At 58.3% G+C, this 12,714-nt stretch carries 10 protein-coding genes; 6 read left to right on the top strand and 4 right to left on the bottom strand.

Going from position 1 to position 12,714, the window contains the following annotated elements; all coding sequences use genetic code 11:
- Nucleotides 1–85 precede the first annotated feature (85 nt).
- Both serA and M017_RS0106825 read right to left on the bottom strand, forming a co-directional pair.
- Entirely contained in the window at nt 86–1,672 is a 1,587-nt protein-coding gene (gene serA, locus M017_RS0106830; protein WP_031496815.1) for a phosphoglycerate dehydrogenase, read from the bottom strand.
- Between the two features lie 6 nt (nt 1,673–1,678).
- Nucleotides 1,679–2,908 (bottom strand): pyridoxal-phosphate-dependent aminotransferase family protein, encoded by a 1,230-nt coding sequence (locus tag M017_RS0106825; protein ID WP_238325827.1) that lies wholly within the window; start codon nt 2,906–2,908, stop codon nt 1,679–1,681.
- Between M017_RS0106825 and M017_RS0106820 the strand changes: the two genes are divergently transcribed.
- Nucleotides 2,907–3,353, top strand: a complete 447-nt coding sequence (locus M017_RS0106820) for a GatB/YqeY domain-containing protein (RefSeq protein WP_031496813.1) — start codon at nt 2,907–2,909, stop codon at nt 3,351–3,353. The two genes, M017_RS0106825 and M017_RS0106820, sit on opposite strands and share 2 nt — an antisense overlap.
- Here the strand turns inward: M017_RS0106820 and M017_RS0106815 are convergent.
- Entirely contained in the window at nt 3,350–4,078 is a 729-nt protein-coding gene (locus M017_RS0106815; protein ID WP_155121286.1) for a GntR family transcriptional regulator, read from the bottom strand. The two genes, M017_RS0106820 and M017_RS0106815, sit on opposite strands and share 4 nt — an antisense overlap.
- Before the next feature lie 97 nt (nt 4,079–4,175).
- Here M017_RS0106815 and M017_RS0106810 point away from each other — a divergent pair, with 97 nt between their 5' ends.
- The 4 genes from M017_RS0106810 (at nt 4,176) to M017_RS0106795 (ending at nt 10,953) form a co-directional block, all read left to right on the top strand.
- The gene (locus M017_RS0106810) at nt 4,176–7,316 is read left to right on the top strand and encodes an efflux RND transporter permease subunit (RefSeq protein ID WP_031496811.1); all 3,141 of its coding nucleotides are present in this window, start codon (nt 4,176–4,178) and stop codon (nt 7,314–7,316) included.
- Nucleotides 7,313–8,467, top strand: a complete 1,155-nt coding sequence (locus tag M017_RS0106805; protein WP_031496809.1) for an efflux RND transporter periplasmic adaptor subunit — start codon at nt 7,313–7,315, stop codon at nt 8,465–8,467. Before M017_RS0106810 ends, M017_RS0106805 begins: the two co-directional genes overlap by 4 nt.
- Nucleotides 8,464–9,888, top strand: coding sequence for an efflux transporter outer membrane subunit (locus tag M017_RS0106800; protein ID WP_031496807.1), 1,425 nt, complete (start codon nt 8,464–8,466; stop codon nt 9,886–9,888). The genes M017_RS0106805 and M017_RS0106800 overlap by 4 nt, the downstream gene beginning before the upstream one ends.
- Nucleotides 9,889–10,068: 180 nt before the next feature.
- Nucleotides 10,069–10,953 carry an aldo/keto reductase gene (locus M017_RS0106795; RefSeq protein WP_031496805.1) on the top strand — a complete coding sequence of 295 codons (885 nt, stop codon included), beginning with the start codon at nt 10,069–10,071 and terminating at the stop codon, nt 10,951–10,953.
- Between the two features lie 22 nt (nt 10,954–10,975).
- Here M017_RS0106795 and M017_RS0106790 read toward each other — a convergent pair whose 3' ends face one another.
- Entirely contained in the window at nt 10,976–12,034 is a 1,059-nt protein-coding gene (locus M017_RS0106790) for an aldo/keto reductase (protein WP_031496804.1), read from the bottom strand.
- A 40-nt stretch (nt 12,035–12,074) separates the two neighbouring features.
- On the opposite strand from M017_RS0106790, the gene M017_RS0106785 reads away from it, so the two are divergent.
- Complete coding sequence (locus M017_RS0106785) at nt 12,075–12,704, top strand: hypothetical protein (protein WP_031496802.1); 630 nt, start codon at nt 12,075–12,077, stop codon at nt 12,702–12,704.
- Nucleotides 12,705–12,714: the final 10 nt, after the last annotated feature.

The following is a 12,714-nucleotide window of genomic DNA, read 5'->3' as shown; positions in this document are numbered from 1 at the left end:
GTCGTTCGGGTATATCCCTAGCTTTTTTACTTCTTTGTCCCCTTCGAATCGGGGTTTGCCGTCTCTAAGAGGATACCAGAAACGGTTAAAATTCTACGTTGCGCGCCTGACGAATGTTGGGATTTTCGAGCAACTGTGCCAGCACATGCTCCGGTACGACGGCATCGCAAGAAATGATCGCGGTGGCCTTGGCGGGGCCGGATTCGTTCGAGGATGCTTCTTCCCGGCCGAGCGAGAAGTTGGCAATGTTGATGCCGTTCTTGCCCATCACCGTTCCGATGTAGCCGATCACGCCGGGGACGTCGAGGTTCTTCAGATAGAGGAGGAAGCCGTCGAGCGGCGCCTCGCAATAGATGCCGTCAACTGCGAGCAGGCGGGGCTTATCGAGAACAACAGCGCCCTCGATGCTCGTCTTGCCGGCAGAGGTTTCAATCTCGATCCGGATCGAGTCGGTGTGGCTCGAGCGCAGGATGTGGTTTTCGTTGATGTTCAGGCCGCGGTCTCCGGCGATCTGCATGGCGTTGATCAGATTGGCTTTGCTTGCCAAGGAACGAGCCAGCAAGCCACTGAGTCCGGCATTGCGCACCAGTGTGGTGTTCAATTCGGCGACCTTCCCGGAGTAGGTGAACTTGACGGTGACCGGGTTCGAATCGCTGATGAACGAGGCGAAGGTGCCCAGGCGTTCTGCGAGCGCGATGTACGGTCCGAGGGCGCGGTACTGCTCCGGCGAAAGCGCGGGCATATTCACCGCGTTGATCGCGACCCCATTTTTCAGGTATTCCGCTACTTGCTCGGCGATGCGAACGCCCACGATCTCCTGCGCTTCTTCAGTTGAGCCGCCAATATGAGGGGTGGCGATCAGATTCGGCTGCTGAAAGATCGGGTGATCGGCCGGGAGCGGTTCGGGGTCGAAGACGTCCAGGGCCGCGCCGCCGACTTTGCCGGAGCTCAAGCCTGCGAGCAGCGCATCGATGTCGACCAGTTCGCCGCGCGCGCAATTGACGATGCGGACGCCGTTCTTCATCTTGGCAATGCTATCGGCGCCAATGATCTTATTGGTTTCGGGCGTCAGCGCGACGTGCAGGGTGATGTAGTCGCTTTGCGCAAACAGCGTATCGAGGTCAACCAGAGTGACGTTGATGTCTTCGGCCTGCTGCGCGTTGACGTAGGGGTCAGAACCGATGATCTTCATGCCGAAGTTGCGGGCCCGCAGGACGACTTCGCGTCCGATGGAGCCGAGACCGGCAACGCCAAGCGTCTTGCCGCGCAATTCGTTGCCGATGAACTTCCGCTTCTCCCACTTGCCGGCCTTGGTCGACTGGCTGGCGTTAGGGATGGAGCGGGCCATCGCGAGCATGAGGCCCAGGGTGTGTTCGGCAACCGAGATCGCGTTGCCGCCGGGGGTATTCATGACCAGGATGCCGGCGTTGGTTGCGGCCTGCAAGTCGACGTTGTCCACGCCGACACCGGCGCGGCCGACAACGCGCAACTTCGGCGCTTTCTTGATGAGCTCTTTGTTGACTTTGACGGCAGAACGCACCAGCAGCGCGTCGCAATCAGAGAGGTGTTCCTGATAGGTCTTGGGATCGGCTTGGATCACAGTCCAGCCTGGCTGGGAACTGAGGAGTTCAAAGCCCGCGGGGGCGATGGGTTCGGCTACGAGGATCTTCATTCGGCGTTAGACTGCGACAGGTTCCTTGACTTTGGTGAGTGCTGCTTCGGCGTAAACATTTTGGACCGCGGCAACGCCACGTCCAAATTCGACAGGATGGCCATTGGCGGCGAGGATGATCTCGAGTTCGGCGACCATCGCAAAGAGGTCGGGGAAGTCGAAATAGCCCAGATGCGCCACACGGAAGATCTGGCCCTTCATCGTGCCTTGTCCGTTCGCAATGATCGAACCAAAGCGATTGCGGAACTCTTTCACGATGATGCTGGAATCCATGCCCTCGGGCGCACAAATTGCGGTGACCGAAGAACCGGGATTGTTGCCAGAGAAAAGTTCGAGACCCAGAGCCTTGGCCGCTGCGCGCGTCGCCTTGGCCAGCAACTGGGCGTTCTTGATCAGGTTGTCCATCCCCAGATTGCGGATGTACTTCAATGCTTCGTCCAGCGCCAGCAGCAGGCTGACGGCAGGCGTCCAGGCGCTTTCGCCATTGATCGCGTTCTTGCGCTCGCGCTTCAGATCAAAGTAGAAGCGCGGGGTGGTGGCGGTGTCCATGCGCGCCCAGGCCTTTTCGCTCACCGACAGGAAGGCGAGACCGGGCGGGATCATGAAGGCTTTCTGCGAGCCGCCGACAACAATATCGAGGCCCCACTCATCAATCTTGAGCGGCATGGTGCCGATGCCGGTGATGGCATCGATGACAAACAGCGCGCCAGAGTTGCGAACTACCTTCGACATGCCTTCGATGTCATGTGCGGCGCCGGTGGAGGTTTCAGAGGCCTGGACAAAGACGCCGCGCAAATTTGGGTTCGCTTGGAGCGCTGCTTCCACCTGGGCGGGCGAGACGGCGCCGCCGTAGGGTTCTTCGATCACGGTCGGCTTCAGTCCAAAGCTCTTGGTGAGAGCGACCCAGCGCTCACCAAACTTGCCAGCCGTGCATACCAATACTTCTTCACCGGGCGAAAAGCAGTTCTGGATGGAGGCTTCCAAGGCTCCGGAACCGGACGCAACCAGGACGATGACGTCATTCTGGGTTTGCATCACTTCTTTGAGGCCAGCGAGCACCGATTTGTACACCTTCCGGAAATCCTCGGTGCGATGGTGCATGTCGGAACCCATCATCGCGTGGAGAGCTTGCGGCAGGAGAGGTGTCGGCCCCGGGGTGAGGAGGCGTTGTTTCTTGATGTACATATGGAAATGCAGGTAAACCGGGGGGGTTTTCACTAGAATAGCAAACAGCATGAGTTTGACAGAACGGATCCAAAAGGACATGGTCGAGGCGATGAAGGCAAAGCAGGAGCTGCGCCTGAGCACAGTGCGCGCCATCAAAGCGACCTTGTTGAAGTACAAAGCGGACAACATGAAGGAAGCCGATGAGGCTACCGAGCAGCAGTTGTTGAAGACACTGGTGAAGCAGCGTCTCGATGCGAAGGAGCAGTTTGAAAAGGCTGGCCGTCCAGAACTTGCAGAGAAGGAAGCAGCAGAATTAGCCGTGATCGAGAGCTACTTGCCGCAAAAGGTGAGTGCTGAGGAACTCGAAACGGTTCTGGCCGAGGCGATGGCCGAGACCGGAGCCACGACCAAGGCGCAGATGGGTGTGGTGATGAAGGCGGCGCAGTCGAAACTGGCTGGCAAGAATTTTGACGGCAAGGCGCTCAGCGATCTGGTGAAGGCAAAGCTGGTTTAGCGATCGCCCCAAACGGAGTCGCCATGCAGCGAGGGGCTTAAAGGGGGCAGGCTGCTCAATTCTTCCGCCTCCACTTTGACATCGGAAATCGCAAAGAGAAGGTGGGCGCGGAGCAGCAATCCCGCTTTCTGTCCATCGCCCTGATTGAGGGCTTCGAGAATCGGCCAGTGATCTGCTTCGGTCCGCGTCAAATCGACGCGGTCCTGTGCGATCCAGAGCGCATTGCGCAGCTCGAAAGATAACGAATCCCAAGTGCGCAGCAGAATCGAGTTGCGCGATTCCTCGAGAATCCGCCGGTGGAAGTTGAGGTCGTGGCGCGTATAGTCTTCCTTGCGGCCGAGGCGGGCAGCAACGTGGATTGCCTCGGCTTCCCGCCGTAGTTCTTCCACGCGGCCCTTCAAATACGGAGCCGCTAGTTGGCCGGCCAATTCTTCGAGTGCCCCCCGGGTCTGATAAGCCTCGAGGGTGTCCCGGTCGGACACTTTCCGGACGTAGCTGCCTCGATAGGGCTCCGTCACCACCAGTTTTAAGGCTTCCAACTCGCGTAAGGCCTCTCGAACTGGTCCCTGGCTGGTATTCAATTCGCGGGCAATCTGGAGTTCTACCAGCCGCGCGCCTTCGGCGATCTCTCCTGTCAGAATCCGCTGGAAAAGGATCTGCTTGACGCGGTCCGCCATGGAATCACGGCGGATGGGTTCTGGTAACGCCGCACTTTTTCTCAGCACCAGTCTCTCACTCCACCCCAAGTATAAATTATTTGTAACTTCCGCGAAGTTGATATTATCAATAATTGATAGAGGCGCTCTCGGCCGCAATTGAACTATGTGGATTATACGCACGGCACTGGACCGACCCTATACCTTTATTGTCCTTGCCCTCCTGATCCTTTTGATCAGCCCGGTTGTCATCCTCCGGACCCCGACTGACATCTTTCCGAACATCGATATCCCTGTCGTTGCAGTAGGTTGGCAATATACCGGCCTGAATGCACCAGAGATGGAAGGCCGCATCACCACCCAATTTGAGAGGGGGGTGACGACGCTGGTGGACAACATTGAACATGTGGAGTCGATTAGCGTCAACGGCATCTCGCTGATCAAGATTTTCCTGCAGCGGGGCGCGAGTATCGACCGGGCCAACTCTCAGGTCACTGCGGCGACGCAGAGTGTCATCCGCCTGCTTCCTGCTGGCATCACCCCGCCGCTGGTGATCAACTATAGTGCCTCGACTGTGCCGATTCTGCAGATTGGCCTGTCGGGAGAGGGGCTTTCCGAACAACAACTGAATGACGTCGGGCTGAACTTTCTCCGCACACGGCTGATCACGGTTCCAGGTGCGGCCGTCCCTTATCCCTATGGCGGCAAACAACGCCAGATCATGGTGAACCTGAATCCTCCGCAATTGCAGGCGAAGGGGCTCGCGGCAACCGATGTGGTGGCGGCACTAGGGCAACAGAATCTGGTGCTTCCTTCCGGGTCGGCAAAAATCGGATCCCTTGAATATACGATCGGGCTCAACGCGAGCACGCAGACGGTGGAAGAGCTGAACGACATTCCCATCCGGATTGCCGGCAATGCGCCGATCTTCATTCGCGATATTGCCCAGGTCAGCGACGGCTTTGCCCCGCAGACGAATGTGGTGCGGCAGGATGGGCGGCGCGGCTCACTGGTGACGATCTTTAAGTCGGGGAATGCCTCGACGATTTCTGTAGTTGAAAATATTCGCAAGATGCTGCCGGTGATTGCGCCTTCGCTGCCTCCGGAATTGAAAATGCAGCCGCTTGCCGATCAGTCCGTTTTTGTGAATGCGGCGGTGCAGGGCGTGATTCACGAAGGCGTGATCGCTGCGGCACTCACCGGCCTCATGATTCTGATCTTCCTCGGCAGTTGGCGCAGCACGGTGATTATTGCGATCTCGATTCCGCTGTCCGTGCTGAGCTCGATCATCACTCTGAGTTTCCTGGGCGAAACGATCAACCTCATGACCCTTGGCGGGCTCGCTCTGGCGGTGGGGATTCTGGTTGATGACGCGACGGTCACCATTGAAAACATCGAGCGTTTTCTCGAAGAAGGTCACACTCTGGAAGAGGCGATTCTGGAGGGCGCAGGGCAAATCGCGGTGCCTGCGATGGTCTCCACCTTCTGTATCTGCATCGTCTTTCTTCCGATGTTCTTCCTAAGCGGTGTGGCTCGCTACTTGTTTGTGCCACTTGCCGAGGCCGTGATCTTTGCGATGCTCGCCTCCTACATCCTTTCGCGCACTTTGGTGCCGACGCTTGCGATGTATCTGTTGAAGGCCAAGCACCACAACGGCAATGAACGCAGCTTCAATCCCTTGATCCTCTTCCAGCGCGCCTTCGAGCGTTCCTTTGAAGCGTTGCGTGGTGCCTATCGTGGGCTGCTCACCGCGCTGGTCCATTGGCGCTGGGTTTTTGTTCCGGTGTTCCTGTTGGTTTGCTGCTCCTCTGCGCTGTTGGTTCCCTGGCTGGGCGAAGACTTCTTCCCGAGTTCCGATAGCGGTGCGTTCACACTCCATGTCCGGGCCCGCTCCGGAACTCGCATTGAAGAGACCGCACGGCTTTGCGATCTGGTGGAAGGGAGTATCCGGAAGATGATTCCCGCCCATGAGGTGGATAACATCATCGATAACATCGGCATCCCTTACAGCTCGATCAATTACACTTACAACACTTCCGGCATTATTGGACCGGGGGATGCGGACATTCTCGTCTCGCTCAAGAAAGGTCACAAGCCGACGGCAGACTATGTCCGCCGCTTGCGCAAGAGCCTGCCCGATGAGTTCCCTGATGCGACTTTCTACTTCATGCCGGGCGACATGGTGACCCAGATTCTGAACTTTGGCGTTCCGGCGCCAATCAATGTACAGATTGAGGGCACGGATATTCATGGCAACCGTGTGGCGGCGAATCGCATTCTCGAAGAGTTGCGGCATGTGCCCGGCGCGGTGGATCTGCGCATCCACCAGCGTTTTGACTATCCCAAGCTCAATCTCTCGGTGGATCGTACGAAGGCGGCGCAAGGCGGCTTTACGCAGCGTGACATTGCAAACAGCCTGCTGGTTTCGCTGAGCGGCAGCTTCCAGACCACGCCGTCTTATTTCCTCAATCCGGCAAATGGCGTCAACTATAGCCTGGTCACACAAACGCCCCAGTACATGATGCAGTCGCTCGACGCGATCCGGAACATTCCGATCAGTGCCGCTGGTGTGACGCGTCCGGAGATCCTGAGCAATTACGCGACGATTGGACGCTCGCAAGAGATGGCGGTGATCAATCACTACAACCTGCGGCGGGTGATCAATATCTATGCGTCGGTGCAGGACAGAGCCCTGGGTGCGGTGGGGAAAGAGATTGAACAGATTGTCGATGCCAATCGCAAGTTGTTGCCACGGGGCAGCACGGTGACGGTGAGCGGGCAGCTGGCGACGATGCGCGAATCCTATACCGGGTTGATCTACGGGCTGGGCGCCGCGATTGTGCTGGTGTATTTGCTGATCGTGGTGAATTTTCAATCCTGGCTTGACCCCTTCATCATCATTACGGCGCTGCCGGCGGCGCTTGCGGGGATCATTCTGTTTCTCTTTCTGACCAACACCCGCCTGAGTGTACCGGCACTGATGGGCTCCATCATGTGTATGGGCGTGGCGACGGCCAACAGTATTCTTGTCATCTCCTTTGCCAAGGAACGTCTGCTCGCACATGGTGATGCCATTGAAGCCGCGATTGAAGCAGGCTTTACACGCTTCCGGCCTGTCCTGATGACGGCGCTGGCGATGCTGATCGGCATGGTCCCGATGGCCCTGGGGTTTGGCGACGGGGGTGAACAGAATGCGCCGCTGGGCCGCGCGGTGATTGGCGGTCTGCTTTGTGCCACTGTGGCCACGCTCTTGTTCGTGCCGGTGGTTTTTAGTCTCCTCCACAAGAAGAAGGTTCAGTCCTCATGAGTACGTCGACATCTCAAGCCGCGCCTACGGTCAGCAAATGGTTGGTTCTGTTTGTGGCGGCGATTGCCATCATCATTGGATATTTCGTCTATGCCGGCCTTCACAATCGTGTCTCCGCGGAAGCAAATCTGAAGACCGAGACGGAGCGCGCCGCGATCGCCACCGTCAATGTGGTGAGCCCAACGGCTGGAGCACCGATGCAGGAAATCGTCCTTCCGGGGAACGTGCAGGCCTTTAGCGACACGCCCATCTACGCGCGCACCAGTGGCTACTTGAAGGCATGGCATTTTGATATCGGCTCTCATGTGAAGCAAGGCCAGTTGCTGGCCGAGATTGAAACGCCGGAAGTGGAAAAGCAATTGGCGCAAGCGCGAGCCGAATTGGCTACGGCTCAAGCGAGCTTGAATCTGGCGAAATCGACGGCCGAACGATGGCAAGGGCTGCTGCAGTCCAACTCGGTTTCCCGCCAGGAAACCGACGAAAAGATCGCGAGTCTGAATGTCCAAAGAACGAGCTTTGACGCGGTCCAATCGAACGTACACCGTTTGGAAGATCTGAACTCCTTTCAGAAGATTTACGCGCCTTTCGATGGCGTCATCACGGCACGTAACACCGATATCGGCGCTCTCATTGCTGCCGGTGTGGGGACTGTGGCGGGCAAAGAACTCTTTCATCTGTCCGCCATCCAGAGACTGCGTATCTTTGTGAATGTGCCGCAGGTCTATGCCGCCGCTTGCCGTCCGGGATCGATCGCCACACTCTCTCTGCAGGAGATGCCGGATAAGAAATTCAGTGCGAAGCTCGTGCGAACCGCGAACGCCATCGACCCGCTTGCGCGCACCTTGCTGACGGAATTTGAAATGGACAATGCGCGAGGTACGGTGCTGCCGGGAGCTTATGTTTCCGTACGGCTCCGTCTCTCCGAGCAGACCCGTGCCGTGACAATCCCTTCCACGACGCTACTCTTTCGTGGAGAAGGCCTACGCGTTGCCGTCGTACACAATGGACAGGCCGACCTTGTGCCGATCACCATTGGCCGCGACTTTGGCGATGCGGTGGAGGTCCTTTCCGGACTGACTCCCGATGCAAAACTGATCACGAATCCAGCCGATTCGCTAACGAGCGGAACAAAGGTCCGCATTGTCCAATGAGAATCGTTGCAGGTCTGGTGTTGGCTTTGGTGCTGTTCAGCACGGGATGTAAGGTGGGGCCCACTTACACCAAGCCCGTGGTTCCGGCGCCGATTGGTTATAAAGAAGCCGATGGTTGGAAAACCGCACAACCAGCCGATGCGGTGCTGCGCGGCAGGTGGTGGGAGCTTTTTGAGGACACAGAGCTGAGCGCGCTGGAGGAGCGTGTGGCGGTTTCAAATGAGAGTCTGAAGGCGGCGGAGGCTCGCTTCCGGCAAGCACGTAGCTTGATCACCTATAGCAACGCGGCGCGTTTTCCAACGATCTCAACCTCACCGGGAACGGGTGGCCTCAGGAGCTCGGCGAACCGGCCAGGCTTTCCAGCGAATCTCACATCGGAGTCTTCAGCCAATCTGAATCTGCCCTTCGATCTCTCCTATGAGCTCGATCTTTGGGGCAAGATCCGGCGCACCATTGATGCCTCGCGGGATGCGGCACAGGCGAGTGCGGCCGATGTCGAAACTGCGCGGCTCAGCCTGCAGGCGGAGTTGGCTTATCAGTATTACGAACTGCGCGCTGTCGAAGCGCAGCAGCGCGTGCTGCAAGACACGGTGAAGGCGCTCGAGAACCTTCTGCAACTGACGACGAATCGCTATCACGGCGGCATCTCGCCGAAGAATGATGTCGCACAAGCCACTGCGCAACTGGAATCGACCCGTGCCGATCTGACGGAGACCGGTGTCGCCAGAGCGCAGTTGGAGCATGCCATCGCAGTCCTTACGGGTCAGGCGCCGGCAGACTTCCGGCTGAGTGGAACACCATCGCCGCTGAAACCACCGGTAGTGCCAGTCGGGATTCCGGCACAGTTGTTAGAACGGCGGCCCGACATTGCGGCCATGGAGCGCCGGACGGCGGAAGCGAATGAGCAGATCGGAATTGCGAAGGCGGCCTTCTATCCGACAGTTCGTTTTGGATTGTCGGGTGGTGTGCAGGGCACCTCGATGCTGAACTGGTTCAGTTGGCCCAGCCGGATGTGGGCTGTGGGTCCGACGGCGATGCAGACCTTGTTTGATGCGGGCCGGAGGAAGTCGGTGTCCGAGAGTGCGCAAGCCGCCTATGATGCGACGGTCGCCAACTATCGCCAGACAACGCTGACGGCCTTCCAGCAGGTGGAGGACAATCTCTCTACGCTCCGCATTCTGGAGAAAGAGGCGGAGCAGCAATCCCGCGCGATCGCTGCGGCGAAAGAATCGCTTGCCCTGTCGACGAATCGCTACCAGGGCGGCGTTGATACTTATCTGCAAGTGCTGACCGCGCAGACGATCGCACTCACCAGCGAGCGGCGGGCCATCGATATCCAGAGACGGCAGATGGGCGCGAGCGTGCTGCTGATCAAGGCGCTCGGCGGCGGGTGGGATACTTCGCAATTGCCAAAATTGTAGAGCTAGCTTGTGGAGTTTCAATTCCCCAATGCGGCGAAGTCGACAGGTGGCATGTCTGTCGTTGGACTGAAGAATGGTGGGGTTGCCGCGGGATCCAATTCCGGCTATGTATGGATGAAACCCGCCCCGTAGTCCCCGGCGCAATCTCGTGATAAGATCCCGGCCAAGGACGTAATTTTGATGACCCCTTGCTCACGACGTAGATTTCTAAAGACTGGTCTCGGTGTTGGCGCCGCTGTAGGCTTGGGTGCGTTCCCCATTGCCGCTGCGGGCGGCAAGGCAACGGATTGGGTGACCCTTGGCAAATCTGGCGTGAAGGTGACCCGGCTAGCCTTCGGCACTGGAACGATGAGTGGCCGCGTACAGCGGGAACTGGGCCAGGATCAATTCACACGGCTGGTTCGCCATGCCTATGACAACGGCATTCGCTTTTTTGAGACGGCCGAGTCCTATGGCGAGATGCACAAGATGCTCGGCGTCGCATTGAAAGGGCTTCCGCGCGATAGCTACCGGCTGATGTCGAAAGTGACGACGCGTGATGGGGTGGATCCGCAAACGAAGATCGACGAACTGCGGAAGCTCGCAAACACCGACTACTTCGATGTCATGCTGCTGCACTACCAGCATGTCGCGACTTGGCCGAAGGACACGGCACGCTGGCAGGATGGAATCCTCGAGGCAAAAGAGAAGAAGGCGGTGGTGGGACAGGGCGCGTCGGTTCACGGCTTGCCCGCATTGCGCCAGTTCCCTGGCAACAAGTGGCTTGAGATTGCAATGATTCGGATGAATCATAACGGCACCAGGATGGATGCCGAGCAATACAACACGAATGGGCCGGGCGACGTCGAAGAGGTGACCACTCGGGTGAAGGAAGTGCGCACGGATGGAATGGGTGTCATCAGCATGAAGCTGATTGGAGAAGGCGCCTTCACCAATCGGGACGATCGCCAGGCGGCCATGCGTTATGCGTTCCGCAACGCCGGGGTCGATAGCGTCACGGTTGGATTCAAGAATAAGGATGAGATCGATGAAGCGATCGAGAATCTGAATCTGGCTCTGGCCTAAGCGCTGCGTGTCCTGCGCCGTGCTATTTCAGCGGCCAGCCTACGATCGAGCCTCCTCCTAAGATGTTCCGATTCTTTGCGGGCGTAAACATCGTGTAGGGCTGGATCACTTCGAGTGCGCTGCCTTCATCCAGGGCCTGCAGTTGTGCCGGGCTGAGTTGCAGTTCGAGCGAGGCGAGGTTGTCGTGCAACTGTTCGAGCTTGCTGACACCCAAAAGGAGGGAGGTCATGCCCGGCTGGGCTGCCGCCCAGGCCAGCGCCACCCGCGCCATCGGAAGCCCTGCCTCTTGCGCCACCTTACGGAGGCTGCCCAGTACATGCCAGTTTCGCTCATTGAACTTCTGGAATGAGGGGAGGTTCAGATCGAGTCGTCCTCCGCCAACTGCCACCTGGCCGCTGCTGTTTCGCGTGTACTTGCCGGCCAGAAAGCCAGCGGCGAGCGGGCTCCAGGGTGTGATGCCTAAGCCAAACTCGCGGGCTGCAGGAACATGCTCCCGCTCGATGCCGCGCTCGGAAAGAGAATACTCCAACTGGAGTGCAATCGGGCCGTGGAGCGCGTGAGCGGAAGCGAGTGTCGCGGCCTTAGCCGCATACCAGGCCGGTACGTCCGAAAAGCCGAAGTAACGGATTTTACCGGCGCGAACCAGATCGCCTAGGGACTGCAGAATCTCCTCGACCGGCGTTATGAGGTCCCAGGCATGGAGCCAATAGAGATCGACGTAATCGGTCTGGAGCCGGCGCAGTGAGGCTTCGAGCGCGCGATGAATGTTCTTGCGTCCATTGCCTCCTGCATTCGGGTTTCCGGGTTGGGTATTGAAGGTGAATTTTGTAGCCAGCACTACTTGGTCGCGGAGTCCGCGTGCGGTGATGTATTCGCCGACTAGCTCTTCACTACGGCCCTTGGCATAACCGTCGGCGGTGTCGATGAAATTGCCACCGGCATCGATATAGGCGTTAAAGATCGCTTCCGAGACGTCATCGGGAGAACCCCAACGGGGCGTCCCAAACGTGAGAGCGCCCAAGGCCAGTGGGCTGACGAACAGGCCCGATCGGCCAAGACTGCGATAGCTATTGAGTTTCATGATGAGGGATACTCCGCCAACCCTAAGTGCATAATGGCATATGCGAAATGTGCTTGCGGCGATGTTTTCTGTCGCTGTTGCTTTTACGGTTATCCTGCTCTTTGCTTTCCGTGCCCGCCCCTTAGCGAAAACAGTGTCTGATCCCGTCTTCGGAGCAATTGCCGGAATTGCCATCGTGGTTTTCGCGGTACTGCTGTTCTGCAAAATCGTTGGGGTCTCGATTGGCGCCCTGTTCCGGAGGCTGCTTCCGGCCGCAACAGGTTCTCCACTTCCAGCGGCGCCTCTCCAAGCGGCCGCCCAACTCGCCTATGATGAGGACCCGTCGGCTTTGGTCACTTGTATCCACCTGCAGCCCATCGAGAGGGCGATGCGCGCAGCGGGCCTTGAGATCCGTGTGCGGGAATATCTGTCCCGGGCCCCGATTCTGCGGGTGAATTGCCGGATTCACGAAGAAGCGCTCCGCAAGAAATTCCAACTTACCCCGGCCATTCGTTACGCGGAAGGCTACGAGCCCGAGCGTTCGCAATGGGACAATCCGCGCGGCGATATCATCTGCACTGATTGCATTGCGGACCCCAGAGGGCAGGCAGACATTCTGGTGTTGCATCCCGACGAAGAACGGCCGGACTCGCCCTGGTTCCCGTCGCCTCCAGCGACACCGCGTTCTTAGGGGCGCTGCA

The sequence above is a fragment of the Bryobacter aggregatus MPL3 genome (assembly GCF_000702445.1).
GTDB lineage: Bacteria > Acidobacteriota > Terriglobia > Bryobacterales > Bryobacteraceae > Bryobacter > Bryobacter aggregatus.
Note: the sequence above shows the minus strand (reverse complement) of the source record. Positions and strands in the feature narration are given on the sequence as shown.

Excerpts from the sequence above, each read along its gene's own strand:
- serA (WP_031496815.1), bottom strand. The coding sequence starts at position 1,672 with ATGAAGATCCTCGTAGCCGAACCCATCGCCCCCGCGGGCTTTGAACTC.
- M017_RS0106820 (WP_031496813.1), top strand. The coding sequence starts at position 2,907 with ATGAGTTTGACAGAACGGATCCAAAAGGACATGGTCGAGGCGATGAAG.
- M017_RS0106825 (WP_238325827.1), bottom strand. The coding sequence starts at position 2,908 with ATGCTGTTTGCTATTCTAGTGAAAACCCCCCCGGTTTACCTGCATTTC.
- M017_RS0106810 (WP_031496811.1), top strand. The coding sequence starts at position 4,176 with ATGTGGATTATACGCACGGCACTGGACCGACCCTATACCTTTATTGTC.
- M017_RS0106805 (WP_031496809.1), top strand. The coding sequence starts at position 7,313 with ATGAGTACGTCGACATCTCAAGCCGCGCCTACGGTCAGCAAATGGTTG.
- M017_RS0106800 (WP_031496807.1), top strand. The coding sequence starts at position 8,464 with ATGAGAATCGTTGCAGGTCTGGTGTTGGCTTTGGTGCTGTTCAGCACG.
- M017_RS0106795 (WP_031496805.1), top strand. The coding sequence starts at position 10,069 with ATGACCCCTTGCTCACGACGTAGATTTCTAAAGACTGGTCTCGGTGTT.
- M017_RS0106790 (WP_031496804.1), bottom strand. The coding sequence starts at position 12,034 with ATGAAACTCAATAGCTATCGCAGTCTTGGCCGATCGGGCCTGTTCGTC.
- M017_RS0106785 (WP_031496802.1), top strand. The coding sequence starts at position 12,075 with ATGCGAAATGTGCTTGCGGCGATGTTTTCTGTCGCTGTTGCTTTTACG.